Annotated in this window: 26 protein-coding genes; 12 read left to right on the top strand and 14 right to left on the bottom strand. The window is 64.3% G+C overall.

Features of this window, described 5'->3' with window-relative positions:
* Positions 1–20 precede the first annotated feature (20 nt).
* Genes KBX17_RS02960 through KBX17_RS02950 form a run of 3 tightly spaced genes read left to right on the top strand, consistent with a single transcriptional unit; the run spans position 21 to position 3769 of the window.
* On the top strand, positions 21–1628 hold the full coding sequence (locus KBX17_RS02960; RefSeq protein ID WP_256018469.1) for an iron ABC transporter permease: 1608 nt from the start codon (positions 21–23) through the stop codon (positions 1626–1628).
* Between the two features lie 3 nt (positions 1629–1631).
* On the top strand, positions 1632–2720 hold the full coding sequence (locus KBX17_RS02955; protein WP_256018467.1) for an ABC transporter ATP-binding protein: 1089 nt from the start codon (positions 1632–1634) through the stop codon (positions 2718–2720).
* Complete coding sequence (locus KBX17_RS02950) at positions 2717–3769, top strand: ABC transporter substrate-binding protein (RefSeq protein ID WP_256018466.1); 1053 nt, start codon at positions 2717–2719, stop codon at positions 3767–3769. The genes KBX17_RS02955 and KBX17_RS02950 overlap by 4 nt, the downstream gene beginning before the upstream one ends.
* Here the strand turns inward: KBX17_RS02950 and dapF are convergent, their stop codons facing one another.
* From dapF to KBX17_RS02935, 3 genes are read right to left on the bottom strand one after another with little or no spacing between them, the layout of a single operon-like run.
* Positions 3770–4714 (bottom strand): diaminopimelate epimerase, encoded by a 945-nt coding sequence (dapF, locus tag KBX17_RS02945; RefSeq protein ID WP_256018463.1) that lies wholly within the window; start codon positions 4712–4714, stop codon positions 3770–3772. It lies immediately after the preceding gene.
* On the bottom strand, positions 4711–5628 hold the full coding sequence (gene miaA / locus KBX17_RS02940; RefSeq protein WP_256018462.1) for a tRNA (adenosine(37)-N6)-dimethylallyltransferase MiaA: 918 nt from the start codon (positions 5626–5628) through the stop codon (positions 4711–4713). Before miaA ends, dapF begins: the two co-directional genes overlap by 4 nt.
* The gene (locus KBX17_RS02935) at positions 5625–6200 is read right to left on the bottom strand and encodes a hypothetical protein (RefSeq protein ID WP_256018461.1); all 576 of its coding nucleotides are present in this window, start codon (positions 6198–6200) and stop codon (positions 5625–5627) included. Before KBX17_RS02935 ends, miaA begins: the two co-directional genes overlap by 4 nt.
* A gap of 183 nt (positions 6201–6383) precedes the next feature.
* Here KBX17_RS02935 and KBX17_RS02930 point away from each other — a divergent pair, with 183 nt between their 5' ends.
* The 3 genes from KBX17_RS02930 (at position 6384) to KBX17_RS02920 (ending at position 10543) form a co-directional block, all read left to right on the top strand.
* Entirely contained in the window at positions 6384–7706 is a 1323-nt protein-coding gene (locus KBX17_RS02930; protein ID WP_256018488.1) for a DUF349 domain-containing protein, read from the top strand.
* A gap of 1 nt (position 7707) precedes the next feature.
* Positions 7708–8781 (top strand): GNAT family N-acetyltransferase, encoded by a 1074-nt coding sequence (locus tag KBX17_RS02925; protein ID WP_256018460.1) that lies wholly within the window; start codon positions 7708–7710, stop codon positions 8779–8781.
* A gap of 187 nt (positions 8782–8968) precedes the next feature.
* Positions 8969–10543 (top strand): FMN-binding glutamate synthase family protein, encoded by a 1575-nt coding sequence (locus tag KBX17_RS02920; protein WP_256018459.1) that lies wholly within the window; start codon positions 8969–8971, stop codon positions 10541–10543.
* A 41-nt stretch (positions 10544–10584) separates the two neighbouring features.
* Here the strand turns inward: KBX17_RS02920 and KBX17_RS02915 are convergent, their stop codons facing one another.
* The 3 genes from KBX17_RS02915 to miaB form a co-directional block, all read right to left on the bottom strand.
* Entirely contained in the window at positions 10585–11736 is a 1152-nt protein-coding gene (locus KBX17_RS02915; protein ID WP_256018457.1) for a hypothetical protein, read from the bottom strand.
* A 128-nt stretch (positions 11737–11864) separates the two neighbouring features.
* Positions 11865–12509 carry a hypothetical protein gene (locus KBX17_RS02910; protein WP_256018456.1) on the bottom strand — a complete coding sequence of 215 codons (645 nt, stop codon included), beginning with the start codon at positions 12507–12509 and terminating at the stop codon, positions 11865–11867.
* Positions 12510–12516: 7 nt separating this feature from the next.
* Positions 12517–14103, bottom strand: a complete 1587-nt coding sequence (miaB, locus tag KBX17_RS02905; protein WP_370687579.1) for a tRNA (N6-isopentenyl adenosine(37)-C2)-methylthiotransferase MiaB — start codon at positions 14101–14103, stop codon at positions 12517–12519.
* 32 nt (positions 14104–14135) lie between these two features.
* On the opposite strand from miaB, the gene KBX17_RS02900 reads away from it, so the two are divergent.
* Entirely contained in the window at positions 14136–14990 is an 855-nt protein-coding gene (locus KBX17_RS02900; RefSeq protein ID WP_256018452.1) for a glutamate ABC transporter substrate-binding protein, read from the top strand.
* Positions 14991–15011: 21 nt separating this feature from the next.
* Here KBX17_RS02900 and KBX17_RS02895 read toward each other — a convergent pair whose 3' ends face one another.
* The 3 genes from KBX17_RS02895 to KBX17_RS02885 form a co-directional block, all read right to left on the bottom strand.
* A complete protein-coding gene (locus KBX17_RS02895) occupies positions 15012–15623 on the bottom strand; it encodes a regulatory protein RecX (RefSeq protein ID WP_256018451.1) in 612 nt (203 codons plus the stop codon).
* Positions 15623–16744, bottom strand: a complete 1122-nt coding sequence (gene recA / locus KBX17_RS02890) for a recombinase RecA (RefSeq protein ID WP_256002582.1) — start codon at positions 16742–16744, stop codon at positions 15623–15625. Before recA ends, KBX17_RS02895 begins: the two co-directional genes overlap by 1 nt.
* A 192-nt stretch (positions 16745–16936) precedes the next feature.
* Entirely contained in the window at positions 16937–17152 is a 216-nt protein-coding gene (locus KBX17_RS02885; protein WP_255995016.1) for a DUF3046 domain-containing protein, read from the bottom strand.
* A 156-nt stretch (positions 17153–17308) separates the two neighbouring features.
* On the opposite strand from KBX17_RS02885, the gene KBX17_RS11530 reads away from it, so the two are divergent.
* From KBX17_RS11530 to KBX17_RS02865, 4 genes are all read left to right on the top strand, one after another.
* Positions 17309–18418 (top strand): HNH endonuclease signature motif containing protein, encoded by a 1110-nt coding sequence (locus KBX17_RS11530; RefSeq protein WP_005289786.1) that lies wholly within the window; start codon positions 17309–17311, stop codon positions 18416–18418.
* A 63-nt stretch (positions 18419–18481) separates the two neighbouring features.
* Positions 18482–19072: a biotin transporter BioY gene (locus KBX17_RS02875; RefSeq protein ID WP_255998382.1), complete on the top strand. Its 591-nt coding sequence runs from the start codon at positions 18482–18484 to the stop codon at positions 19070–19072.
* A 9-nt stretch (positions 19073–19081) separates the two neighbouring features.
* On the top strand, positions 19082–19771 hold the full coding sequence (locus tag KBX17_RS02870) for an ABC transporter ATP-binding protein (RefSeq protein WP_256018449.1): 690 nt from the start codon (positions 19082–19084) through the stop codon (positions 19769–19771).
* Complete coding sequence (locus KBX17_RS02865) at positions 19768–20385, top strand: energy-coupling factor transporter transmembrane protein EcfT (RefSeq protein WP_005289777.1); 618 nt, start codon at positions 19768–19770, stop codon at positions 20383–20385. The genes KBX17_RS02870 and KBX17_RS02865 overlap by 4 nt, the downstream gene beginning before the upstream one ends.
* 20 nt (positions 20386–20405) lie before the next feature.
* Here the strand turns inward: KBX17_RS02865 and KBX17_RS02860 are convergent, their stop codons facing one another.
* From KBX17_RS02860 to pgsA, 4 genes are all read right to left on the bottom strand, one after another.
* Positions 20406–21284 (bottom strand): PspA/IM30 family protein, encoded by an 879-nt coding sequence (locus KBX17_RS02860; protein ID WP_005289774.1) that lies wholly within the window; start codon positions 21282–21284, stop codon positions 20406–20408.
* A 105-nt stretch (positions 21285–21389) separates the two neighbouring features.
* Positions 21390–21752, bottom strand: coding sequence for a helix-turn-helix domain-containing protein (locus tag KBX17_RS02855; RefSeq protein ID WP_005289773.1), 363 nt, complete (start codon positions 21750–21752; stop codon positions 21390–21392).
* A 54-nt stretch (positions 21753–21806) separates the two neighbouring features.
* Entirely contained in the window at positions 21807–22430 is a 624-nt protein-coding gene (locus KBX17_RS02850) for a CinA family protein (protein WP_005289771.1), read from the bottom strand.
* Positions 22427–22990: a CDP-diacylglycerol--glycerol-3-phosphate 3-phosphatidyltransferase gene (pgsA, locus tag KBX17_RS02845; RefSeq protein WP_005289769.1), complete on the bottom strand. Its 564-nt coding sequence runs from the start codon at positions 22988–22990 to the stop codon at positions 22427–22429. Before pgsA ends, KBX17_RS02850 begins: the two co-directional genes overlap by 4 nt.
* 33 nt (positions 22991–23023) lie before the next feature.
* Between pgsA and KBX17_RS02840 the strand changes: the two genes are divergently transcribed.
* Positions 23024–23296 carry a YciI family protein gene (locus KBX17_RS02840; protein WP_255995008.1) on the top strand — a complete coding sequence of 91 codons (273 nt, stop codon included), beginning with the start codon at positions 23024–23026 and terminating at the stop codon, positions 23294–23296.
* Positions 23297–23311: 15 nt separating this feature from the next.
* On the opposite strand, the gene KBX17_RS02835 is transcribed toward KBX17_RS02840, so the two are convergent.
* Positions 23312–24487 carry a TerC family protein gene (locus tag KBX17_RS02835; RefSeq protein WP_256018447.1) on the bottom strand — a complete coding sequence of 392 codons (1176 nt, stop codon included), beginning with the start codon at positions 24485–24487 and terminating at the stop codon, positions 23312–23314.
* Between the last annotated feature and the right edge of the window lie 94 nt (positions 24488–24581).

Here is a 24581-nt window from a genome sequence, read left to right as displayed (position 1 = left end):
GCATGTTGTATCTTTGAGCAATGCCCAAGCTATTCCGGGCCGGAATGTGGCTCATTGCCGCCGGATTCTTCATCGCGCCGCTGTACCTCGTGGTGGGCCTTGCTCTGGGCGGAAACCAGATCCCCGTCCTGATTGAATCAGGTCTTGGCCGGGCGGCCTGGAACTCCTTCTACTCGACGCTGTTGTCGTCTTTGTTCGCGGTGGTCGTGGGAACGCTTGCCGCCGTCATCGTGGAGCGCACCACCATCGCCGGTGCCCACGTGGCGCGGTTGCTGCTGCTGTCCCCGCTGCTTGTGCCGCCGTTTGTCGGCGCGATCGCGTGGCTGCAGCTCTTCGGCCGCAACCAGGGCTTCAACGCCATCTTCGATCGACCGATCTGGAACATCTACGGTGCTGACGGCGTCATTTTTCTGCTCACGCTGCACGCCTACCCGATCGTCTACGTCATCATGGCCGCTGCGCTGCGCAAAATCCCGCGCGATCTAGAGCTCGCTGCGCGCCTGTCAGGTTCTGATACCTGGACCACCCTGCGCACCATCACCTTGCCGCTGGTCCGCCCAGCCTTGCTCAGCGCGTTCACCTTGACGTTCGTGTCCAACCTGGGGGACTTCGGCATTCCGGCCCTGGTCGGATCACCTGCCCGCTTCGAAACGTTGGCCACGATGGTGTACCGCTTCGTCGAATCCGGAACGGTGCCTAACCCGTTGCAGGTGGTGTCCACAATCGGTGTTGTGCTGCTGGTGATGGGCATTTTGGCAGTCATCGCGGACTACATCGTCGCCGAGCGCGCCGCCAGCTCCGGTACGAACGCTGGCGCACCGCTGCGTTTCGAGCTCGGCGCCGCCACGTGGCCGGTGACAGTGGCCACCTGGATTACTGGCCTCGCCGTGACCCTGCTACCCGTCGGTGGGTTGATCTACCGCGCTCTCCTGCCCGCTCCGGGTGTGCCGCTAACGTGGGAGACGCTGACATGGCGCAACTTCGAACGCACCCTACAGAACCCGCGCGTCATCGACGGCTTCGCTAACTCCCTGTGGATGTCGCTCACCGCGGCGGTGCTGTGCGGTGTGCTCGGCTGGCTCATCGGCATCCTCGTCACCCGTACCATTAGCCGCGACAACACCCTGTTGACCCTGGTGACGCTGTTACCCACCGCCCTTCCGGGGCTCATCATCGGTGTCGGCTGGCTTATCATCAGCCGCTACACCGGCACCTACAACACCCCGTGGATCATTCTCGCCGCCTACCTGTGCGCCTACACCGCCACGGTGCTGCAGGCAGTCCGCGCGCCGTTGAAAAGCACTCCACTCGCCATGGAAGAGGCCGCGCGTATCTCCGGGGCGGGGCCGCTGCGCGCCATCTTCAACACCTCGGGTGCCATGGCGATCCCCGCCGCGGTCTCGGGTGCCGTCCTTGTCGCCGTTACCGCGATCCGCGAGTTGACGGTCTCGGTCCTGCTCATCGCTCCCGGCACCACCACGCTCGGTGTGCAACTGTTCAACCTGCAGCAAGCCGGAAATTATAACCAAGCCTCCGCGCTGGCGTTCATGTTCACGCTCGGTGGGCTTATCGTTCTCGTCCTCGCCAGCGCGGGCATTTCCCGTGGCTCGGCATCCGCTAGGAGGTAGACCGTGGAAGACATCCGTTTCGACACCGTCAGCGTCACGTTCCCGGGTGGCACGCAGGGCCTGCGCGATGTGACCCTCGACATCGAAGCCGGCGAATTCCTCGCGCTCGTCGGCCCGTCCGGCTCGGGCAAGACGACGCTGTTGCGGGCCCTCGCAGGGTTCGTCGAGCCGAGCTCCGGTTCCATCTACGTGGGCGGCAAGGACATGACCGGCATTCCGCCGGAGGACCGCCACATGGGCATGGTCTTCCAGCAGCACGCGGTGTGGCCCCATATGACTGTCGCCCAGAATGTGGAGTACCCGCTGGTGCGGGCGGGCGTCGATAAGCGTGAGCGCGCAAGCCGCGTCACCGACGCACTTGAACTGGTGGGACTCGACGGCCTCCAGGAACGCAAACCGGACGCCCTGTCCGGCGGCCAGCGTCAGCGCGTCTCGCTCGCGCGCGCCATTGTGGGCGATCCGCGCGTTTTGCTTCTCGACGAAGCCCTCTCCGCCCTCGACGAACCCTTACGCGACGTGCTGCGGCGTGAACTTGTGGCTCTGACTCGCACCCACGGACTGACCACGCTGCATGTCACGCACGACCGCGGCGAAGCCCTGGCCATGGCCGATCGCATCGCAGTGCTTGCCGATGCGCAACTTCAACAGGTCGCCACCCCCGATGAGCTCTACTCCGCACCCGCCACGGCCTGGGTCGCACAGTTCTTCTCCGACGCGACCGTGTTGCGCGCTCGCCGCAACGGATTCGAATACGTCAGCCAGGACCCGGCTATGAGCTTCCATAAATCCAATCTGGTAACCGTCGGCGGCCGAATGGAGGATCTCGGCGAGGTCATCGACATCGCGGTCCTGCCAGCTGCCGTCCGCGTCGTCGACTCCTCCGACCCGTATGCCGCGCGCGGCACGATCGAATCCGCTCTGTTCGAGCTCGACGGGCACTCCGGCACCCTCGATGTCGACGGCACAACCTTCCGTGCCAGGGTCCGCGGCCGACGCCCGCGCATTGGCGAGACCGTCGGTGTGCGCACAGAACGGGTACTCGCCTACCCGGTGGATGACAGGACCGCCGCCGACGAGAGGACCGCACCGTGACCTTTTCTGCAAACCTCGCCCGCAGCCGCACCTCGCTCGTGTCAGCCGTTCTCGCAACGTCACTGGCGTTCCTGTCCTCCTGCGCCGAACCGCCCGCGGAGGGCGAACGCTCGCCAAACATGCGCAACGGCGTCACCACCATCACCCTGTACACCTCCGAGCCGGAAGCGAAGGCGGACATCGCGATCCGCGAGTTCGAGGAACTCAACCCCGACATCAAGGTGAAGATGTACCGCGCAGGAACCGGCGAGCTTGTCGCCCGCGTCGCCTCCGAGAAAGCCACCGGCGGGATCGAGGGCGACGTGCTGTGGTGCGCCGACGCCCCCACCTTCGAGGTGTACAAGCAGGAGGGCGACCTGGCGGAGTTGACCAATATCGACCTCACCGCGATCCTGCCGGAGGCGATCGACGACGACGGTTATTACGTAGGAACCCGCATGATGCCCACCATCATCGCCTACAACTCCAACCGGGTCCCGGAGAACGAGGCTCCCACATCCTGGGGCGACCTGACCGACCCGAAGTACAAGGGCGAGATCGTGCTCGGCGACCCAGCAGTGTCCGGCGCCACCGCGTTCAATGCGGCGGTGTGGCTGCAGACTCCCGAGCTCGGCGAAGACTGGGTGAACAAGCTGGGCGAAAACCGCCCGATGATCGCGCAGTCCGCTGGCCCTGTCGCAGAAGAGGTCGCTGCTGGCGGCCACCCTATCGGCATCGTCACTGATTACCGTGTGCGCGACTTGGCCGACGAGGGCTCCCCCATCAAGGCCGTTTATCCCGCCGACGGCGCCCCGTACATCACCCAGCCCGCGGCGGTCTTTGCGGCATCGCCGTCACGCGAGGCTGCCCAGCGGCTCGTGTCTTATCTTGTCTCCCGCCAAGGGCAGACCACCGCCGCGGAGCTGAACTACCTGCCTGTGCGCACCGACGTCGACAGCCCGCCCGGCGCGCCCACGCTGGAGGACATCGCTCTGCTCGAAGCCGACTTAACCAACATCACGCAGGAGAAGACGGACGCTGTCGCGTTCTTCCAACGCGCAATGCGCTAATTACGTGAAGTCCTTGCGCAGCGATTTCAGCGAGACCTCGCCGCGCGCGACAATGACAGACGGCCCCGTCATCGTCGCCTCGCCGTCATTGATCGCGATGGTGAGTGTGCCGCCCGGAACGTCAACGGTAATGGTGCCGTTCTCCACGCCGGCATCGGCAAGCGCTGCCCGTGCCGCAGCGACCGTGCCCGTGCCGCACGACCGGGTCTCGCCGACGCCGCGCTCCCACACACGCATCCCGACGCGCATTTCACCGCCGGCGGTTTCAGGGTCGGTGACGATCTCCACGTTCACGCCCTCGGGGAAGAACTCGTGGTCGAAGGCCGGCTGCTCAAAGGCCAGCTCCGCCAGCTGCACAGGTGTCAAACCCGGGATGACGGCAGCGAGGTGCGGGTTGCCCACATCCACGCCTAGTCCAGCGAATTCGAAGTCCCCCATGCGGCCTGTGGATACCCCGGTCACGCCGACGGGGCCCATGCCCACTTCCACGACTGCGTGCGTCGAGCCGTTCGGGTCCTCCCCCGTCAGGGAGTGGATGGTGATGTGCTTGACCCCGGCGCGGGTGTCCACGTCGAACTGGCGAGCCTGCTCCAAGCCTTGGGCGACGAGGACGTGGGCGAACACGCGGATGCCGTTTCCGCACATTTCCGCGATGGAGCCGTCGGCGTTACGGTAATCCATGAACCAGCGGTTGCCGTTCGCACCCTGCGCATCGTGAGCATCCGAGCTCACTATGCGCAGGAATCCGTCGCCTCCTACGCCGGCACGCCGGTCGCACAGCGAGGCGACAAGGTCATCGTCGAGGATGCCGAGTTGTTCTAGTTGGTCGTCGACGTCGATAAGCACCACGAAGTCGTTCTCTGTTCCGTGCGCCTTGATGAACGGCAGGGTGGACAGGTTCTCCGGTGCCTGGGTCGTCTGCGGCTGCGGGGTGTTCTCGTTCACGCCAGCGAGTCTAGCGCGGCGGTGAGGATCGCCTCGCGGCCCTTGTCGGCTGTGGAGGCGTCGAGCCAGGTGATGCGCTTGTCGCGATTGAACCAGGAACGTTGCCGGCGCACGTAGCGGCGGGTCCCCGTGACGGTCCGCTCCTGAGCTTCCTCGAGGGTGATCGCGCCGGCAAGGTAGCCGAGAACCTGCGAGTAGCCAATCGCGCGGCCGGCGGTGGACTCCGCGACCAGTCCCTCGGCGATCAACCCTCGCACCTCGTCGACGAACCCGGCAGCGAACATCAACTCGGTGCGCTTATCGATGCGCGGGTTGAGCCACTCCGCGTCCGTCCGCAACCCCAGAATCCGCGTGGCCCACCGTGGCGCCGCATCCTTTGGCGGCTGCGAGGCTTGGAACGGTTTGCCCGTCAGTTCAATGACCTCCAGCGCACGCACCGTTCGGCGCGGATCGTTGTCCTCAATGATGGCCGCGGCCTCTGGATCAACTTCAGCCAATTCTGCGTGGAGCGCGTGCACACCAACGTCTTCCAGCCGTTGCTCGTATTTATTGCGGACGGCGGGATCGGTCGGCGGGAACTGCCAGTCGTCGATCAGCGATTGGACGTACATCATCGAACCGCCGACGAGGATGGGAACCCTGCCCCGCGCAGCGATGGCGTCGACAACCTCAATCGCGCGTGCCTGATACTCGGCAACGGATGCGGTCTGCGTGACATCCCAGATGTCCAGCAAGTGGTGCGGGATCCCTTCACGTTCAGCCAGTGACAGCTTCGCCGTGCCGATGTCCATGCCACGGTAGAGCTGCATGGAATCAACGTTGACCACTTCCCCGCCGAGCTCGTGCGCGAGAGCCAGCCCGAGATCAGATTTCCCGGACGCGGTGGGGCCGACGACAGCGATAGGCCTGATCATGCGTGAACCTCCCACGCCGCGAGGAAGCGTCCAACGCCGAGCGTGTCATCGCTTGACAGCACGCTTTTCGACGCTTTCAACGCCCCCAGCTCCTCCCACAACCCCTGCTCTATCACCCCGGGCAGATCGGCGGGGAGTTCGCCGGTGCCGTCAAGGAAGGCGGTCATGGCGTCGTGGGTGTCGGTGGCGCCGTCGATAAGCGCAAGGGGTGCGCGGGGAGTGAGTCCGGCGGAGCCATCGACGACCACCACGGTGAGCGCGTCGGGGTTGAGCGGCTGGATGTGCTCGCGGGAATCCCCAATGGTGCGGCCCGGCAGGATGTAGCGTGCGATGAGTTCCGGCAGGTAGTTGCCGCCTCCGACGTGCACATCAGCACCCCACGCACGGAAGCTGCCAGTGTGCTCGGTGCGCCACCGCGGATCGCGCGAACCGACGATCTCAACCGGGCGGGTATCTCCCTCGGTCAGCTCGCGAGCTTTGGCTACGATTGCGCGCCCCGCCGCATCCTGCGGAGACAGCTCAGCGACTACTGCTGGGGACCCCGGAACGACAAGCAGATTGAAACCGCGCATGAACCTCACCCTATAGAAGAGTGCGTGTGCGCCGAACCGTTACATTGCGCTCCCCGTCGCGGTATTGTTTTGGGGCATAACGGCAGCCGCGACGCGCGGCACAGGATGAAAGGACGGCCCACTATGACGCAGCCCCCCACCCCTGAGAACAACCGGCCCTCGCCGGTTCCCTCCCCCGGCGCAATGCCTTCTCGGGCACCGAAGCCCGGCCCGCGCCCTGGTGCACGTCCCGCTGCTCCCGCTGGTGCCCCGTCCACGCCGAGCCCTGTGCCCGCTTCTGCCGCTGGCACCGCGAAGGCCGCTGAGTTCGGTCGCGTGGATGAAGACGGCACTGTCTACGTCATCCGCGGCGGTGCTGAACGCGCCGTCGGTTCTTGGCAGGCTGGCAGCCCCGAGGAGGGCCTAAAGCACTTTGCCCAGCGCTTCGCTGATCTGTCCACGGAGGTCGGCGTGCTGGAAAACCGCCTGCGCACCCGCCCGGAAGACGCGAACTCGGTGCGCACCCAGGCGCAGCTGCTCATCGGCTCCCTCGATGAGCAGGCTGTCGTCGGTGACTTGGACGCGATTGAAACACGTTTGAAAACCCTCCTGGAGGAGGCCGACACCGCCGGCGAGAAGGCGAAAGAAGCCAAAGAGGCTCGCCGCGCCGAGGCTATTCAGCGCAAGGAAGCCCTCGCCGCGGAGGCCGAAGACTTGGCCGAGAACTCCACTGAGTGGAAGGCAGCCGGCGACCGTATCCGCGACATCCTCGAGGAATGGAAGACCATCCGCGGCATCGACCGCAAAACCGATGACGGGCTGTGGAAGCGCTACTCCAAGGCCCGCGACTCCTTCAACCGCCGCCGTGGCGCCCACTTCGCCGAACTTGACCGCGGCCGCGCCGCCGCGAAGGCGAAGAAGGAGGAGATCATCGAGCGTGCCGAGAAGCTCAAGGACTCCACCGACTGGAACGACACCGCCCGCGCCTACCGTGACCTGATGACGGAGTGGAAGGCTGCCGGCCGCGCCCCGCGCGACGTCGACGACAAGCTGTGGAACCGCTTCCGTGCCGCTCAGGACCACTTCTTCGCTGCCCGCAACGCTGTCAATGACGAGCGCGACCGCGAGTACGAAGCCAACGCGCAGGCCAAGGATGCACTCATCGCTGAGTACGACTCACTGATTGACCCGGAGAAGGGCCTCGGCGCCGCCAAGTCTAAACTCCGTGAGCTGCAGGAGAAATGGGACGCGATCGGTTACGTCCCGCGCAATAAGATGCGCGAATACGAGGACAAGATCGGCGACATCGAGCAGCGCGTGTCCGACGCCGAGGAAGCCCAGTGGCGCAAGTCCAACCCGGTCCAGCAGGACAAGGCCAACCAGTTCCAGGTCAAGGCGGACGATTTCCGCGCCAAGGCCGACGCCGCCGAAGCCAAGGGCAATGCAAAGCAGGCCGCGGAGCTGCGCGCGCAGGCGGAGCAGTGGCAGGAGTTCGCTGATGTCGCCGCGAAGGCGTTGAACGACTAGCTTGCTCACTCCCCTCATCTACGCCCACGGCGGCCGCGACTCCGGCGACGTCGTGGGCGCGTATGTGTTCTCAGCGACCCTCGCCATCCAGGACATCACCGGCAGCCCCTACTCCGGCGTGAGCGCCGCCCACATGGCGAAGCGCCTCGAGGGCTCCGCGGAGTCCGAGGCTTTTTTGTTCGCGCTAACTGACCTGCAGGCACCGCGTCCGCTCGGCCCGCTCGGATATCCGGAGGTGCATGTCGACGATCTCGCCGACATCGCCGCGTGGGTCTTCATCTCCCTGCCCCTACTCGAGGACACACGCGTGATCGAAGCGACCGTCACTCTCGACGCCGCCGTCGCGCCCGTCCCCGGGTCCGGAGAGCCCGTTCCGCGTGAGCCGTGGGTCGCCGCCCTTTCGCTTATCGACGCCCTTTCCGCCTCCTTCGACCGCCCCATCCGGCAAGTGTGGGTCACGCACTCGGGCGAGCCTCTAGTTGAACCCGAACTGAGTCTCACCAGTCACGGATATTCAGCTGCGTACCACGAGGCGCAGGCGACGTTCTCGCTGGGCGCGGTTGCGGCGGAGGCAGCAGGCCCGGGCATCTCCGTTGTCCGCAACATGGGCTTCAACCCTGATGACCTACCATCGCTGCGGGCATTGTTGTCCGGTTCTTCGCGGGATTATCCGCGCGGTGACCTCATCCTCGACTCGATCAATTGGACTGAGCAGCGTCTCCGTGACGCGAGCGCCCGCTTGATGGACCGGGGCGGGACCCAACTCACCGCGGTCGCCCACGCCCCTGATGGCAAAGTGATCGGGATGGCAGAAGCCGTCCACTACGATGTCGACGACGACCGACTCATGGAGCTCGGGCTCATCTACGTGCTTCCCGAGTATCGGGGCCAGGGCGCCGCAAAGCGGATGCTTGAAAATCTCCTCGCTGCCGCGAAGACCGAATGGCCGAAGGTCGAGACAGCGTATGCCTCCTACCCTGCCGACAGCGAACCTGCTGCACGGCTTCCCGGGCCGTTGTCTCCCGACATCATCTCGTATGCGACCGCGTGGCAGAAGCACGTGCGGAAAAGTTGACAAACTGGATTTCCGTTTACCCATCCGCAACGCTCTGACCAGCGAGCGCAGTTTCGGGACGCATCGGGCACGTCAACTTTTCCGCAGACCTCTTTCCTAGGCGAGGGAATTGCTCCTCAGACAGCGCAGCGGCGAATAGGTACGTTGGTGAGCGGAACAATCCCGTGATCATTGAAGGTGATGGCTAGTGGGTAAGCGATTTTCGTCGATAAGCAAACTTGTAGGCAGCAACCCGGGCAAAACAGTGGCTGGCGCTGTGGCGGCCGCGGCCGCGGGCCTTGCTGCGAACGATTTGATCCAGCCGAAAAACAACATTCTGCGCAATTACCCTGTGCTGGGGCACGCGCGCTACCTGGCAAAGGAGATCCGCCCGGAGATCCATCAGTACTTCATCGAGGGCGAAGCCGACGGCAAACCGTTCGACGCGCAAACCCGTGAAGTGATCAACCAGCGCGCCGACGGCACCGATGGGGAACGGTCCTTCGGCACCGAGAGGGAAGTGTCGCAGGCGGGTTATGAGTACCTTGTGCACTCGGTGGTCCCGGCGGAGGTGCCGGAGGACCCGCCGCGGGTGAACATCGGTGGTGCGGAGTGCTCGCAACCATACGACATGGCGCTGATGAACATCTCTGGCATGTCCTTCGGCGCACTGTCCGCCAATGCCATCCGCGCGCTGAACAAGGGTGCTGAGCTCGGCGGATTCGCCCATAACACCGGCGAAGGTGGCCTGAGCGAATACCACCTGGAGAACAACGGTGACATCGTGTGGCAGCTGGGCACCGGCTACTTCGGCTGCCGCACCGAAGACGGCGGCTTCGACGAGGCGAAGTTCAAGGACATCGCGCAGATCGACCAGGTGAAGATGATCGAGCTGAAGCTGTCGCAGGGTGCCAAACCCGGCCTCGGCGGCATGCTGCCCGGCCCGAAAGTGACCGAGGAGATCGCCCGCGTGCGCGACATCCCCGTCGGCGAGGACTGCCTCTCCCCCAGCCGTCACCGTGTCTTTTCTACCCCGGTCGAGCTGATCGAGTTCATCGCCCACATCCGGGAGGTCTCCGGCGGCAAGCCGATCGGCTTCAAGATGTGCGTCGGCTCCATGATCGACGTGCTGTCAATCTGCAAAGCAATTGAGCAGGTGGGGACCGCGCCAGACTTCATCACTATCGATGGCGCGGAAGGCGGTACCGCCGCCGCCCCGCTCGAGTTTGAGGACCACATGGGGCTCCCGCTGACCGAGGGCTTGCAGATGATGCACAATGCGCTCGTCGGCACGAATCTGCGCGACAAGGTCAAGCTCGGCGCGTCGGGCAAGGTGGCGGCGTCGAACGACATCGTCAAACGACTTATCCAGGGTGCGGACTACACCAACTCAGCCCGCGCAATGATGATGGCCGTCGGCTGCATCCAAGCCCAGAAGTGCCAGACCGGCAAGTGCCCTTCCGGCGTGGCCACCCAGAGCAACTGGCGCCAGCGCGCCATCGACGTCGACCTCAAAGCCCAACGCGTGCAGCGTTTCCAGCAGGCCACCGTACGCCAAGCCACCACCATGATGGCGGCGTGCGGCGCATCCCACCCGGACGACCTCACCCCAGCGATGCTGCGCAAAGTCATCGAGCCCGGAGTCACGCTTTCCTACGAGGCACTGTTCGACTGGCTCGAGCCCGGGCAATTGCTTGACGACGCCCCCGACCAATGGTCCGAAGCCTGGCGCCACGCCTCACCCGACGAGTTCCGGCTGCCTGTGCGAACCCAGCACAGGTAAGACAAAGATTCCAGTGCCCCGGTAGAACCGCAGAACGATGCCTACCCGAGGTAGACGTTGAACCGAATCATCGTTTCGTGTCGTTGTGCCTGGCGCCACTGGGCGTTCGCAGACTCGTGGGCATCGCGGTCGTTGTTGATCAGATACAGAACAATCGACGCAGCGATAGATGTGAAGAATAGCCAGTAGTACCCGTAGTCGTAACAGCTCCCTGTTCCGCCGGTACAGCCTTCCTTCTCCTGTATGACAAGGCCGAACATCCACCACCACTGAGCTGAGCAGGACAACAACCACGCCCAGTAAACGGCATTGCCGGCACGGTTGCTCAGAACCACCCACATGCCAAAACCAACGACTCCAACGATGGCAAGTACGAGGAATATCAGCTCGATTCCGGTACTGCTAATGGGCTGGTTATCGCCCACGACGGAAAAGACATCAAACGTGTTCAAGCCATCCACCACCGGTGCGGACAGAAAGAAAACGAACGCGCCCACACATCCGAGAAGCAGCCATCGCTTGCCGCCGACCTCACGACGCGGGACCCGTTCGAAAGGCCGTTTGATTTCATCCATCTTGAAGTAGCGGCGGTCCCACGCATAGCGGTTCCGCTCGTACAACTGGTTGCCGTTCGGACGGGTGGCCCATTCGCATCCCTTCCACACGCTGCCGAGCATCAGTGTGAGGCTCGCCGTCAGCACGGGCAGCAGGAAGTAACCAATGTGCACCTGGTTGGCTGCCGCAGAAGATGGGTTACTCATCGACTCGGCGAATCGCTGCAATGCGCCGATGCACCAGCATGCAGTGGAAACAGCACACGTCAGTGTCGTTGTGACGATGAGGAAGTAGAACCGAAAATTCGCTGCGACAAGCATCACGAGCAAAATGCCGAGGAGACCCGCCCAGAAGGAGATCGTCTCCGCTAGATTCGCGGCCGCAGGCTCCGACGGCGCACCACCGTAGGTCAAACCCAACCACCCAGAATTACCGACGTAGGGCAATCCCGCAGCAAAGCAGTACATGAACGCTAGGCCCATGGGTCGGTGCAACACCATGTTGCCCATGTACAACATGGTCCACGGCTTCAGCTTGCCCGGAGGCTCCAACCCGTTCGGGGTAATGCGGTACTCCGGACGGGTGTCGGTACCGCCACCGTATGTCGGCTTCTCTAACCTTCTTCGCTGCTCGTTCACGCTGCACTCCGACCATTCACACTCTGGAAGTGGAATGCTGCGTCAGCATGAAAAGTTCCCGATGCTGCGGTGGTTGAACCGATCCCGGGCGGTGAGCCTATGCTCTGCGTACTGCGTCCCGCCCCTATTTAGTCGTGCGCGTGCCCGGTTTGACGGTGGCGCTGGGCTGCCCGCTGGCGGCGGTCGTCGACAATGGAGCCCGCGCCGTCTGTGCGCCGCACGGCCTGCGTCGCCGCATCCGTCTGCAGATCAGCGACGGGGTTGAACTCCGTCTGCTCGCGCCGCTGCTCCTCCAGGCGTTTTTGCTCGGGAGTGCGGCGCATCCAGGCGACCGACAGCACCGGAATAGCCACAATGACCGCGAGGATTGCCACGTAAATACCGGCCCCAGATGTCACCCCCGCGGCGGCTGCCGAGCTGGTCTGGCGCAGCCACAAGCCCAGCAGCGCCATGACTAACGCGACGCAACCGGCCATCCACGCCAGCAAGGCTAACGACGTGCGCCGCAGGATCACCGTCAGCAGCGTGAAGACGATCAAGCAGAGGAACGATAACATGGTGAATAGCCGCTCCGTGACCGCGATCGACATGCCGTCCGCCTCGGTGAACGTGAGCATCTGAAGGCCCGTGGTGTCGCCAGCGAAGGGTAGGAACAGAGACACCACGTAAACAACGATCGCACCGACCAGTAGCCATTGGTGCCAGCCTAGATCGAGGGTGTCAGCGGAGTGCTTCTCCTGCTGGGCGAGTTCGGTCTGCGTCGGGTTGCTCATGATCCTCCTATCCGCAGCTCCCGCATGCCCCGCCCGCGTCGGCCGCGCCAGCTGCAGCGGGCGCAGCTACCGGCGCTCCGATCTTCGGCATGCCTAACCCCACGCCGACCGGCGCCGTAGTGGGCACCTGGCCGGCCTCAGAGTTGTCGCCGGCGAGCGTGCGGCGGTGCGCCGTCACGCGGGAGTCCGCGATCAGATAGAAGGGACGGGCGTCAGTGATGGTGGTGTGGACGATGTCGCCGGGGCGGACGGCGTCGATAAGCGAACCGGCGTCGAAGTGCACCAACCGTCCGTCGCGTGCGCGCCCGGACAGTCGCGTGCTCTGCGCGCGGTCCGCCTTCTTCTCGTTCGTCTCCTGGACGAGAAGCTCCTGGGAGGTGCCGATGAGCTTGAGGTTCTCTTCGTAACTGATCCGCTCCTGCAGGGCGAGCAGGCGCTCGAAACGCTCCTGGACGACCTCTTTGGGAACCTGGCCGTCCATTTCCGCGGCGGGCGTGCCGGGGCGCGGCGAGTACTGGAAGGTGTACGCCGAGGTGAACCGTGCCTTTTCGACGACGTCGAGCGTCGCTTGGAAATCCTCCTCCGTCTCACCCGGGAAACCCACGATGATGTCCGTGGTGATGGACGCGTGCGGCAGCTTCGCGCGGACCTCGTCGAGAATGCCGAGGAACTTGTTCGAACGGTACGACCGGCGCATGTCTTTGAGCACCTTGTCGGAGCCGGATTGCAAAGGCATATGCAGCTGCGGGCAGATGTTCGGCGTCTCGGCCATCGCGTCGATGACATCAGAGGTGAACTCCGCCGGGTGCGGGGAGGTGAACCGCAGCCGCTCCAGGCCCTCGATCTCGCCGCACGCGCGCAGGAGCTTCGAAAACGCCGAGCGGTCGCGCGGCATGTCCGGGTCGACGAAGTTCACGCCGTACGCGTTGACGTTCTGGCCCAGCAGCGTCACCTCGGACACACCCTGGTCCACGAGCGCCTGCACCTCTGCCAGGATGTCGCCGGGGCGGCGGTCCTGTTCCTTGCCGCGCAACGACGGCACGATGCAGAACGTGCACGTGTTGTTGCACCCCACCGACACGCTCACCCAGCCGGCGTAGGACGATTCGCGTTTCGCGGGCAGCACCGAGGGGAAGACTTCGAGGGATTCGACGACCTCGACCTGCGCCTCCTCCTCAACACGGGCGCGGTCAAGCAGTGCCGGCAACGCCGACATGTTGTGCGTGCCAAACACCGCGTCAACCCACGGCGCCTTCTCCACCACCGTGTCGCGGTCCTTCTGCGCGAGGCATCCGCCGACCGCGATTTGCATGCCCGGGTGGTGCCGCTTCTTGTCGCGCAGCGCACCCAGCGTGCCGTAAAGGCGCTTGTCAGCGTTTTCGCGGACGGCGCAGGTGTTGAAGACGATCAGGTCGGCGTTGTCGTCAGTCGCCGCGACGTATCCAGCGTCTTCCAGCAGGCCAGACAGCCGTTCGGAATCGTGCACGTTCATCTGGCAGCCGAACGTGCGCACCTCGTAGGTGCGGGGGTGCTGGCTGGTTCCGTTTACGGTGCTCGTCGCTAGTGTCACGGTGACACAGTGTATTCCGCGCACCGAGAGAGTCCTAACCGCGTAACGTTGGTCTCATGCGCTCGATCCACCTTGCTGCCGCGCTCGTCTCGGTTCTCGGAGTCAGTGGACTCAGTGCGTGCGGTTCGCCGGATGATCAGGATCTTCTGTCCCAGATCGAATCCGGCCGCGTCGATGTGGGCTCCGCGTTCACAAATCCCGGTCTGAGCATGATGCGTGACGACGGCTCCCCTGCCGGCCTCGACATCGACATCGCCACCTACGTGATCAACTCGATCGCCGACGACAACGGGTGGGACCACCCCGAGATCGAATGGCGCGAGACCCCGCCCGGCCAACGTGCGTCACTGCTGGACAACGGGTACGTGGACATGGTCGCCTCGAACTATTCCATCGACGCCAAGCGTGCCGAGGAGGTCTCCTTCGCCGGGCCGTACCTGCTGACCCACCAGGCGCTACTCACGGTGGACGGGTCTCACATCACGGGGCTGGAGTCGCTCGACGGCAAGAACCTGTGCTTTGTCACCGGCACGACGGCCGCGAAAACACTGCGTGAGGACATTCCGGGCGTGGTCCTTGCCGAATACGACAGCTACACCGCGTGCCTCGACGCTCTGCGCGCCGGGGAGGTCGACGCCCTGTCCACCGACGCGGCGATTCTCTCCGGGTTCTCCGCGCACGAGCCAGGGGTGTTCCAGCTCGTCCCGTTGGAGCGCGATGGCGCACCGCTTAACGACGAGCACTACGGCCTCGGCCTCCCCCGCGACAATGATGCCAGCGTCTCAGCCGTCAATGAGGCGCTGGAGAAAATGCACGAAGACGGTTCCTTCGACCGCTTCGTCGACGAGCACCTTGCCTCCGACGCCGCCGTGCAGGCGGACACCCCGGGCGACATGTCCTTCCTGAACTAGCACTGCCGGCGTCGCCCGGGCTCAGCCCACCTCAGCGATGCGCGCGTCGAGCGTTTCCCGCGCAACGCGCATGGTCAGCTCCGAGTTATACCCACGACGAGCCAACACGCCGACGACGCGGCGGAGCACCTTGTCGTACTCGGCGCGATCCAACGGCGCTGATTTCACTTCGCGGACTTTCTTTTCCGCGACGGCCCGCGCCTGAGCTTCCTCATCCTCGGCCGTGATCTGCGCGAGCGCTTCGGCACGCAGCGGCTCGGCAACGCCCTTGTTCCGCAGCTCGAGGTCAAGGGCGCGAGCGGACTTGCCCCGGGCAGTAGCGCGCTGGCGGACCCATTCGTGGGCGAAGGATGCGTCGTCGATAAGCCCGCTCGACTCCAAGGCGCCCAGCACCTCGTCGATGAGGTCCGGCTCGAACTGCGGCTCTGGCCCCGTGCCCACCAGCCGCTCGCGCAGCTCGTGGCGTGAGCGGGAGCGCTGGTCCAACAACCGCAGTGCTTTCTCGCGGATGCGCGAGGTTTCCTTCTCGTGGGCTTCGTCGATAAGCGGGGCGTGTTGACCCGCCGCATACTCGTCGAGCGCTTCCTGCAGCTTGCGCAGCTTCTCCGGGTCAGGCGCGGGATAGTCCGGCACTACTCTTGAGCGGCGCCGGCGAGCTCGTCGGCTTCATTGTCGTCGAAGTCGATGTTGGGCACCATGTCCACCGGGTCGTCGGACAGCTGGTCCTGACCAGCGAACTCGCCCACCCCGAGCTTCTCGAAGATCTTGCGCTCCAACTCATTCGCCAGCTCCGGATTCTCCTTCAAGAAGACGCGCGCCTTTTCCTTGCCCTGGCCCAGCTGATCGCCCTCGTAGGTGAACCACGAACCGGACTTCTTGATGATCCCGTTGTCCACACCCATGTCGATGATCGACGACTCGCGCGAGATGCCTTCGCCGTACATGATGTCGAACTCGGCGACCTTGAACGGCGGGGAAACCTTGTTCTTCACGATCTTCAGGCGCGTGCGGTTACCGATCGAGTCCTGGCCGTCCTTGAGCGTCTGGATGCGGCGGACATCGCACCGCACGGACGCGTAGAACTTCAGGGCCTTACCACCGGTGGTGGTCTCCGGCGAGCCGAACATGACGCCGATCTTCTCGCGCAGCTGGTTGATGAAGATCGCGGTGGTGCCAGAGTTGTACAGCGCACCGGCCATCTTGCGCAGCGCCTGAGACATCAGGCGGGCCTGAAGGCCGACGTGGCTGTCGCCCATCTCGCCCTCGATTTCAGCCTTCGGGGTCAGGGCGGCGACGGAGTCGATGACGATCATGTCGATCGCGCCGGAACGCACCAGCATGTCCGCAATCTCCAGCGCCTGCTCACCGGTGTCCGGCTGGGAGACCAGCAGGTTGTCGGTGTCCACGCCGAGCTTCTTAGCGTACTCCGGGTCCAGCGCGTGCTCCGCGTCGATGAACGCTGCGATGCCGCCCGCGCGCTGCGCCTCTGCGATCGCGTGCAGCGCCACCGTGGTCTTACCGGACGACTCCGGGCCGTAGATCTCGACAATGCGGCCGCGCGGCCACCCGCCAATGCCCAGCGCCACGTCGACGGCAGTGTTGCCGGAGGAAATCGCCTGGATCGGCGGGCGGTTATCGTCGCCCAGGCGCATAATGGCGCCCTTGCCGAAGTCCTTCTCAATCATGGCCATTGCCGCGTCGAGCGCGTTCTGCCGGTCGTTGCCTGTGTTGCTTGCCTTCTTCTTCGTCGCCATCGCGTGGTCAGTCCTTTCGCTAATAACTTTGCTGTCTGTGCTGTTATCTGGGTCGGTTGCGGTCTGCATATTTCGTTAGACCGCCGAAGACCCGTTTCCGGTTCCCCGTTGTCAGAAACTCAATCTACTTCGGCAACGGACATTGTTTCGAACATACACGCACGAATGTTCGAAAAGAAAGTTTCCGTCGCGTCACTCCCCTGGCTTATCCACGCCCCACCTGCGCTCTTCCGGCACGTCAAACGCCTCGCACAGCCCCTCCCACACGTAGCGCGGATCGACTCCACTTTCGATCAGCTCCTCCGCCGTCTTACCCACCCCGGGAAAGACGTGGGATGACACGACCCACTGGCCTTTCGCGTCACCGAACTCGTCGTGGATTAGCTGCTGGAATTCCGTCAAGCGCATGCGGCCAAGGATACGCGCACCGCCGTTCGCTTATCGACGGCCATTGCCCAACCCCTTATAAGACTGCCCGGCAACGGAACACTTTCTTTGAGTTTGCTCACTGTAGTGCGCAAACATCCCTTGCCAGCCATGGTGAGGCCCACTTAGCGTGAGGGCGTGAACTTACTTGACTTCCTCACCAGCATCGGGGTGGACGACCTCGCGGGTTTCGACCGCGATGCCTTCCTCGCGGCCGGCCTTGCACCAGCCCGGGTAGCCGAGCTGACCTTGGTGCATGCGGCCTACTACGGGCCAGCACGGTCGTCGTCGTTAGCCGTGGCGCAGCGCGACGCCGCCGACGCCGCCCGGTCGGGCGGGGTGTGCGTCGACATGCTCGCCCAGATCGAACGCTCCATCAAGCACGTCACCTCCGACGTCGAGCGCGCCGGGTTCCGGGCAAAGCTCATCGCTGCGGCTGCCAGCACCGTAACAACGTGTGCGGGGCTGGCGCGCTACGCCAAGGCGATTCTTCCGGCGAAAGAAGTCAACCCGCGCAAGGGCGTGTCATTCGGCGCATCGGTCAAGGGGATGCGCACGGCAGTCATCACCGCCTGCGAGCACGTCATGGCGGCGCTCGAAGCGACGCTGCGCTCGAACATTTCTCGCGATTTGCCGGCCGCGCCGCAGATGGCCGACGCCTTCGAAGAGCTGATGCGCTCAGGCGCAGGAGTCCCCGAGGCGGCACCGCGGCCGACCATCATCGTCCCCGCCCCTGACCTGGCGCAGATTCACGCCGGCAAGGGTGATGACGTCCTCCTAGGCTTGACCGACGGCACCACCATCACTGGCAAGGACTTCCTGGCACAGTACTTCCAGAATCCCGCCTACGGCCTTGAGGCCGCCCTGTTCCACCCAACCGAGGGCCCGCTCAACCATTACCGGGACCTGCGTTTCGCGTCGGAGAAGCAGCGCACCCTGGCCAAAATCACTCAGCCTATCTGCGCGAACCCGGATTGCCGGATGCCCGCCGACCTCTGCCAAGTCCACCACGTCGACCCGTGGAAAAACGGCGGTGTCACCAACATTGACAACTTGGCCATCGTCTGCGAGTACCACAACCGCGTCAACGACGATGATCCCCACATCAGCAAGCGCGGCCGCATCGAGATCCGCGCGGGCCGCCCGGTGTACGTCTCACCGAGGGGCTACCCGCGGACGAACACGAAGCATCCGTACGGAGCAATGGACGCGCTCTTCGGCACCGTGCAGTACGCCGCAGCGAGCTAACGCAGGGTTCCCCGCGCAGCACCTCTTGAACGGTGTTCAATTGGGTCCGCTATTGTGTTGTCCATGACGACAACGACTGACACTTCTGCCCGCGGCACCGGCAGCTCTTCCGCCGCGCTCGACATCGCCTACGTCGCAGTCTTCGCCGCCCTGATCGCCGTGCTCGGTTTCTTGGCCATCCCGGTCGGCGCTGCCGGTGTGCCGATTGTCCTGCAGAACGCCGCCACCATCCTCGCCGGCCTCGTCCTCGGTGCCCGTCGGGGGTTCCTTGCCACCGGCCTGTTCCTTCTCGTGGGACTTTTTCTTCCGGTTCTCGCCGGCGGCCGCACCGTCATTCAAGCTTTCGCGGGCGTGACATTCGGCTATCTGGTCGGTTACCTCATCAGTGCCTTCGTCGCCGGCCTGATCGCCTACCGCTCCCCCTGGGCAAAGAAGGGGGCGACCGTGGCCATGTTCATTCTCGCCGGCGTGGTCGCCCTCGCTTTGCAGTACCTCTTCGGTTCGCTGGGCATGATGTGGCGCGCGGACATGAGCTTCGGCGCGGCGATCGCCGCCCAGGGGGCGTTCGTTCTCCCCGACTTGGGCAAGCTCGCCGTCATGATCGCCATCGCGCTTGCTGTCCACGCGGCATTCCCGCAACTGCGCCGCAGCTAGGCGTGCACCGTGCCCACAATCACGTTCGACCGCGCGTGCGTCGCCTACGACGGCTCGGTCATTCTCCAGCCGCTGTCCTTCGAACTGTCTGAGCAGCGCATCGGCATCATCGGCTCCAACGGTTCAGGCAAGTCGACGTTGGTGCGCATGGTCAACGGTCTCATTGAGCCGACGTCGGGCGCCGTGCGTTACGACGGACTAGCCACCCACTCCCACGGCAAAGACATCCGCCGCCGGGTAGGGTTCATCTTCTCCGACGCCGAAGCCCAGATCGTCATGCCGCGGGTCCGCGACGACATCGCCTTCTCTCTGCGCCGGTTCAAACTGCCCAAACAGGAGGTCAACGCCCGAGTCGACGAGATGCTGGAACGTTTCCAGCTTGGCGACCGCGCCGAAAACTCGCCCCACACCCTCTCCGGCGGCGAGAAACAGATGCTCGCGCTAGCCGCGGTGCTCGTCATCGAACCGGAAACAATCATCGCGGACGAACCAACCACCCTTCTGGACCTGCGTAACCGGCGCCGGATTATTCAGGAGTTGGAGGGGTTGGACCAGCAGTTGATCGTCGTCACGCATGACCTGGAGATGCTCGACAACTTCGACCGCGTGTTGTGCATCAACGACAGCGAGCTCGTCTACGACGGCGCACCCGCTGATGCGATCGCGTTCTACCGCGATTTGATGAAGCGCACGCCATGAGCCTGCGAGAACTCCCGCTCGGTGTTTACGTGCCCGGCGACACACTGCTGCACCGCGCGTCCCCAACTGCGAAGTTCGTCGCGCTCGTCGTGTTCATCATCCTCGTGGTGTGGCTGCCCACCCAGCCGTGGCATGCGCTGGGTGTCCTTGCTGGCATCTTCGGCTTCTACGCCATTGCCGGCATTCCGGTGGACACAGCATGGCGGCAAGTCGCCCCGGTCCTGCCGATCATGGCGTTCCTCGGCGCATTCATGTGGTGGCAGAACGGGTGGATGAACATGCTCACCACCTTGGTCGGGCTGATTGCCACCTTCATGGCGGCCACGTTGCTGACCCTGACGACCACCATCGAGGAACTCATGGAGGCCCTCGAGTCGAACATGGCGCCGCTCGCACGCATCGGGGTGCCGGTGGACACGATCAGCCTGGCTATCGCCCTGACCATCCGTCAGATCCCGCTGCTGTTCAACACCGCCAATGAGTCCCTAGACGCGCGAAAAGCCAGGGGCGCGAATACGTCGCTCCTGGCTTTCGGGACTCCGCTGGTGATCCGCAGCGTTCGCCGCGCTCAGCTCACGGGTGAGGCGCTCATGGCGCGAGGAGCCGTCGATTAGCGGCTTCGCCGCAGGGGTTTTTAGTGATCGCCGCGCAGCTCACGCATGCGCTCTGCGACAGCATCGCTAGACACGTCCGGCGCATCGGTGTTGGACTGGTAGCCACCCTGAATCTGCGGCTGCTGGCTCGGCGCCTGGTTGGCCTGCGGCAGAGCCTGCTGCTGACCGGACTCGAGAGCGCCACCGCCCATTTCTGCGCGGATCTGCTCGAGACGGGAGTGGCCGGCCATCTGGATGCCTGCCTGCTCCACCTCAGCCATGCGGCCCTGGACGGAGTTCTGTGCCAGTTCAGCCTGGCCGAGTGCGTTGGAGTAGCGGCGCTCGATCTTCTCGCGGACCTGGTCCAGGTTCGGCTGGTTGCCGCCGGTGATGGAGTTCATGGACTGCAGGGACTCGGCGACCTTCTCCTGCATCTTGGCCTGCTCCAGCTGGGACAGAAGCTTGGAGCGCTCAGCGACCTGCTGCTGGAGCTGCATGGAGTTGCGCTCGACGGCCTGCTTAGCCTGCTGTGCCTGCTGCAGCGCCTGATCGTGCAGAACCTTGGTGTCCTCCACGCCCTGCTCCGCGGTGACCAGCTGGGCGGCGAAAGCCTCGGCCGCGTTTTCGTACTCGGTGGCCTTCTGCATGTCGCCCTCGGACCGTGCCTTGTCGGACAGCTGCAGCGCCTGCTTGGTGTTCGCCTGCAGCTTCTCGACATCCGCCAGACGGCGGTTGAGCTGCATCTCCAGCTGGCGCTGGTTGCCGATCACGGCAGCTGCCTGCTGGCTCAGGGCCTGGTGCTGGCGCTGGGCTTGGCCAATCGCCTGCTCGATCTGGATCTTCGGGTCTGCGTTCTCCTCGATCTTGTTATCGAAGAGGGCCATGAGGTAGTTCCAGAACTTGGTGAACGGGTTAGCCATGAGTGTTCGAGCCTTTCTGCGGCGATGTCTAAAGAATCTTTAACGCCTACATGGTAGCCGAGTGGTGCCAGCCGTGCGCGGGAGAACGCGGCGAACAGGCAGCGCTTAGACCTCGGCGGCTGCCGGCGGGGTGTGAGCCAGTTCGTCGGCCATCGCCTGCAGCGACAGGTTCGCTGCTGCCTCGAGCAGCAGATCGGACACGGTGGTATCAAGCGCCAGGCACACGGAGGCGAGCAGCTCGGAGGAGACTTCCTTCCGGCCGCGTTCGAGCTCGGAGAGGTAGCCCGGCGACACGCGCGCCTGCGTGGCCAGTTCGCGCAGGGTCACTCCCTTATCTGCACGGAAAGCGCGCAGGGACATGCCGAGCGCCTCACGCAGCAGCGGTTCACGAATGCGTGTCGACGTCGCCGGCTGCTCCACCGGAGCAGCATGTGCGGGCTGGTATTTGAGCGTTGTTGTAGTTGCCATCGTGTTATTCAACGGTTGGTCGGCAGATATTGTTCCCGTCGTGTTCCCGACAGTCTAGCGCCTGCTCACACCCTCGATTTCATAGCGCAGGGCGAACATGGCGGCGAGCACAGCGTTCTCGCGAATTTGTTGACGGTTCCCTGCCACGACCCGCTGCGGGGTCGCAGACCACGGGACGAGCGAGTACCGCACCGCGTTCGGGTAGTCGAGCGCGAGAATGCCGGCGGCTCTCGTCGCGGCGGTACGCCGCGGCCCCGATACCCCGATGTACACCTCTCCCACGGGGTGATCGTCCTGGCTGTCGGGTCCTGCGACGCCGGTCAGCGCTACGCCCCAGTTGGCACCGCACGCTGTTCTCGCGCCGCGCGCCATGTGGCGTGCCGTCGCCGAGTGGATCGGGCCGTGCAGATCCAGCACCGCCTCGGGCACACCGGCGAGTGTTTCCTTCAGGTCTGTCGCGTAGGTGACCAGGCCGCCGCGCAGCACATCGGACGCGCCCGGCACGGAGGCAACGGTGGCGGTGGCCAGCCCGGCCGTGAGAGATTCGCAAAGCGCCAGAGTTTCTTTCCGCCGACGCAGCGCGTCGATAATGTCGGCTGCGAGTGCCTCCGCGACACGAATCTGGACGCTGCGCTCGACATCGACCTGTTCGATCCGGGGGACTAGGGAGCGGGTCATGCGGAGGCCTTACCTGCTGCGTTGGCCCGCGCACCGTCGACAAGATATTGCACGCCCGTGACCACGGTGACCGCGACCGCGATGAGCATTACCGCCAGCGTCGGAATGTCCATCCAGCCAGGCAGCGGGCACAGGTACATAGCCACACCGACGGTCTGCAGGACGGTCTTGAGCTTTCCGCCTTTCGACGCTGGGACCACCTTGCCTTGCCGGAGCATCCACATCCGCCAGAACGTGATCCCCAGTTCGCGGACCAAGATGACCACGGTGATCCACACCGGCAGGTTGCTGGCGATGTTCAAGGTGACCAGCGCCGTGATCATCAGCGCCTTGTCGGCGATGGGGTCGGCGATCTTGCCGAAGTCCGTGATCAGCCCCCGTGAACGCGCGATGTCCCCGTCGAGCTTGTCGGTGATCATGAGTGCGACAAACACCCCGAACGCCCACCACCACTGCTGGGAAAGCACCAGCCACGCGAAAACTGGCGTGAACAGGATACGCAGCGAGGTCAGAATGTTGGGCAGGTTCCAGTTGGACTGTTTGGGTGCTGGTTCGGTCACAGTTCTAACCCTACATCCCTAGACTCGGGGTCCATGAAGTACTACGCAGTGACCTACACCTATGGTGAGCGCTCGCTCATCAGCGCCACCCGCCCACGCCACCGCGACTACATGACCGCCCTGAAGGACGACGGCATCGTGGTCGCGGCCGGGCCGTTCGAGGGCGACGCCCAGTCGCTTATTCTCTTCCGCGTGGCGGACCGGGCGGCTCTCGAGGAGATTCTCGCCGCGGACCCCTACACCGAGGCGGGAGCGCTCGCAGACCGGGAAATCCGCGAGTGGAACCCGGTGATCAACGCGTTCTAGCTCCGCCTGCGACGGTTACGCTTGCTGGCCGCCGCGTGAGACGTCGAGGTGGCCGGTGTCGCGCGATCCAGTGGCGGTGTGGTCGCCCTTGCCGGACGTCGCAGGGTCATCAATCCACTCGAGGTGGTTGCCGTCCGGGTCGACCTTGCGGCGGTTGCCGTGGTCGTCGTAATCGATGTGGAACTGCGGGCCGTTCGGGTCCTTTTCGCCGTTCTTGACCATCTGGCGTTCTTTGATCAGAGAAGCGATGGCGGTAATGGCCAGCACGCCGACAATCACAACGAGCGAGGTGACCGTGCCAATCTCAGGCACTGCAAAGCCTTCGCCGCCGTTGATGAACGGCAGGTTGTTCTCATGCAGGGCGTGGAGCAGCAGCTTGACACCGATGAACCCGAGCACCACAGCGAGGCCGTACGGCAGGTACACCAGCTTGTCCAGCAGGCCGTTGAGCAGGAAGTACAGCTGGCGCAGGCCGAGCAGCGCGAAAGCGTTTGCGGTGAAGACGAGGAACGGTTCGGTGGTGATACCGAAGATGGCTGGGATGGAATCGAAGGCGAACATCACGTCGATGAAGCCGATCGCCAGCAGGGCCACGAACAGCGGGGTGACGGCGTTCTTACCTGCCTCGGTGACAGACATGAGCTTGTCGCCGTGGTAGGACTGCGTCACCGGAATAGCCTTGCGCAGCGTCTTGACCACCAGCATGTCGTTCGGGTCGGTCTCCGGTTGATCGGTGGCCTCGTCGTACACCAGCTTGATCGCCGTGTAGAGCAGGAACGCGGCGAAGATGTAGAACACCCACGACCACGCCGAGATGATCACAGCGCCCAGCAGAATGAAGATCAGGCGGAACACGAGCGCCATGACGATTCCGATGAGCAGCACCTTCTGCTGGTACGCGCGTGGAATCTTGAAGGCGCCCATGATCAGCGCGAAGACGAAGAGGTTATCCACCGACAGCGACAGCTCGGTGATGTAACCGGTGAAGAATTGCACGCCGTGCTCCGCGTCCCACTGCCACCAGACAATGCCGCCGAAGATCGCCGCCATGGTCATGTAGAACGCAGCCCAACCACCCGATTCCTTCATGGAGGGCTCGTGCGGGGTGCGGACGTGGGAGACGAAGTCAAAGATGAAGAAGCCGAGGATGACTGCCGACGTGACAAGCCAGATCCACAAAGGGACGTGCATGATGTGACCTCCGGTCAAAACGGGTACGGACCGGAGGTCTCCCCCACCTGCGCGTTGCGACGGCGGGCCGCCTGGACCGGGCAACGCGCGACCA

The sequence above is a fragment of the Corynebacterium sp. CCUG 65737 genome, from assembly GCF_024454115.1.
Lineage (GTDB): Bacteria > Actinomycetota > Actinomycetes > Mycobacteriales > Mycobacteriaceae > Corynebacterium > Corynebacterium genitalium.
Note: the sequence above shows the minus strand (reverse complement) of the source record. Positions and strands in the feature narration are given on the sequence as shown.

Bases quoted from the DNA above. Each gene is read 5' to 3' on its own strand.
- KBX17_RS02960 (WP_256018469.1), top strand. From the start codon at position 21: ATGCCCAAGCTATTCCGGGCCGGAATGTGGCTCATTGCCGCCGGATTC.
- KBX17_RS02855 (WP_005289773.1), bottom strand. From the start codon at position 21,752: ATGGCAACTACAACAACGCTCAAATACCAGCCCGCACATGCTGCTCCG.
- KBX17_RS02835 (WP_256018447.1), bottom strand. From the start codon at position 24,487: ATGCACGTCCCTTTGTGGATCTGGCTTGTCACGTCGGCAGTCATCCTC.
- KBX17_RS02885 (WP_255995016.1), bottom strand. From the start codon at position 17,152: ATGCGCTTGACGGAATTCCAGCAGCTAATCCACGACGAGTTCGGTGAC.
- KBX17_RS02935 (WP_256018461.1), bottom strand. From the start codon at position 6,200: ATGCGCGGTTTCAATCTGCTTGTCGTTCCGGGGTCCCCAGCAGTAGTC.
- KBX17_RS02850 (WP_005289771.1), bottom strand. From the start codon at position 22,430: ATGACCCGCTCCCTAGTCCCCCGGATCGAACAGGTCGATGTCGAGCGC.
- KBX17_RS02840 (WP_255995008.1), top strand. From the start codon at position 23,024: ATGAAGTACTACGCAGTGACCTACACCTATGGTGAGCGCTCGCTCATC.
- KBX17_RS02900 (WP_256018452.1), top strand. From the start codon at position 14,136: ATGCGCTCGATCCACCTTGCTGCCGCGCTCGTCTCGGTTCTCGGAGTC.
- KBX17_RS02860 (WP_005289774.1), bottom strand. From the start codon at position 21,284: ATGGCTAACCCGTTCACCAAGTTCTGGAACTACCTCATGGCCCTCTTC.
- miaA (WP_256018462.1), bottom strand. From the start codon at position 5,628: ATGATCAGGCCTATCGCTGTCGTCGGCCCCACCGCGTCCGGGAAATCT.
- recA (WP_256002582.1), bottom strand. From the start codon at position 16,744: ATGGCGACGAAGAAGAAGGCAAGCAACACAGGCAACGACCGGCAGAAC.
- KBX17_RS02930 (WP_256018488.1), top strand. From the start codon at position 6,384: ATGCCTTCTCGGGCACCGAAGCCCGGCCCGCGCCCTGGTGCACGTCCC.
- KBX17_RS02875 (WP_255998382.1), top strand. From the start codon at position 18,482: ATGACGACAACGACTGACACTTCTGCCCGCGGCACCGGCAGCTCTTCC.
- KBX17_RS02910 (WP_256018456.1), bottom strand. From the start codon at position 12,509: ATGAGCAACCCGACGCAGACCGAACTCGCCCAGCAGGAGAAGCACTCC.
- KBX17_RS02865 (WP_005289777.1), top strand. From the start codon at position 19,768: ATGAGCCTGCGAGAACTCCCGCTCGGTGTTTACGTGCCCGGCGACACA.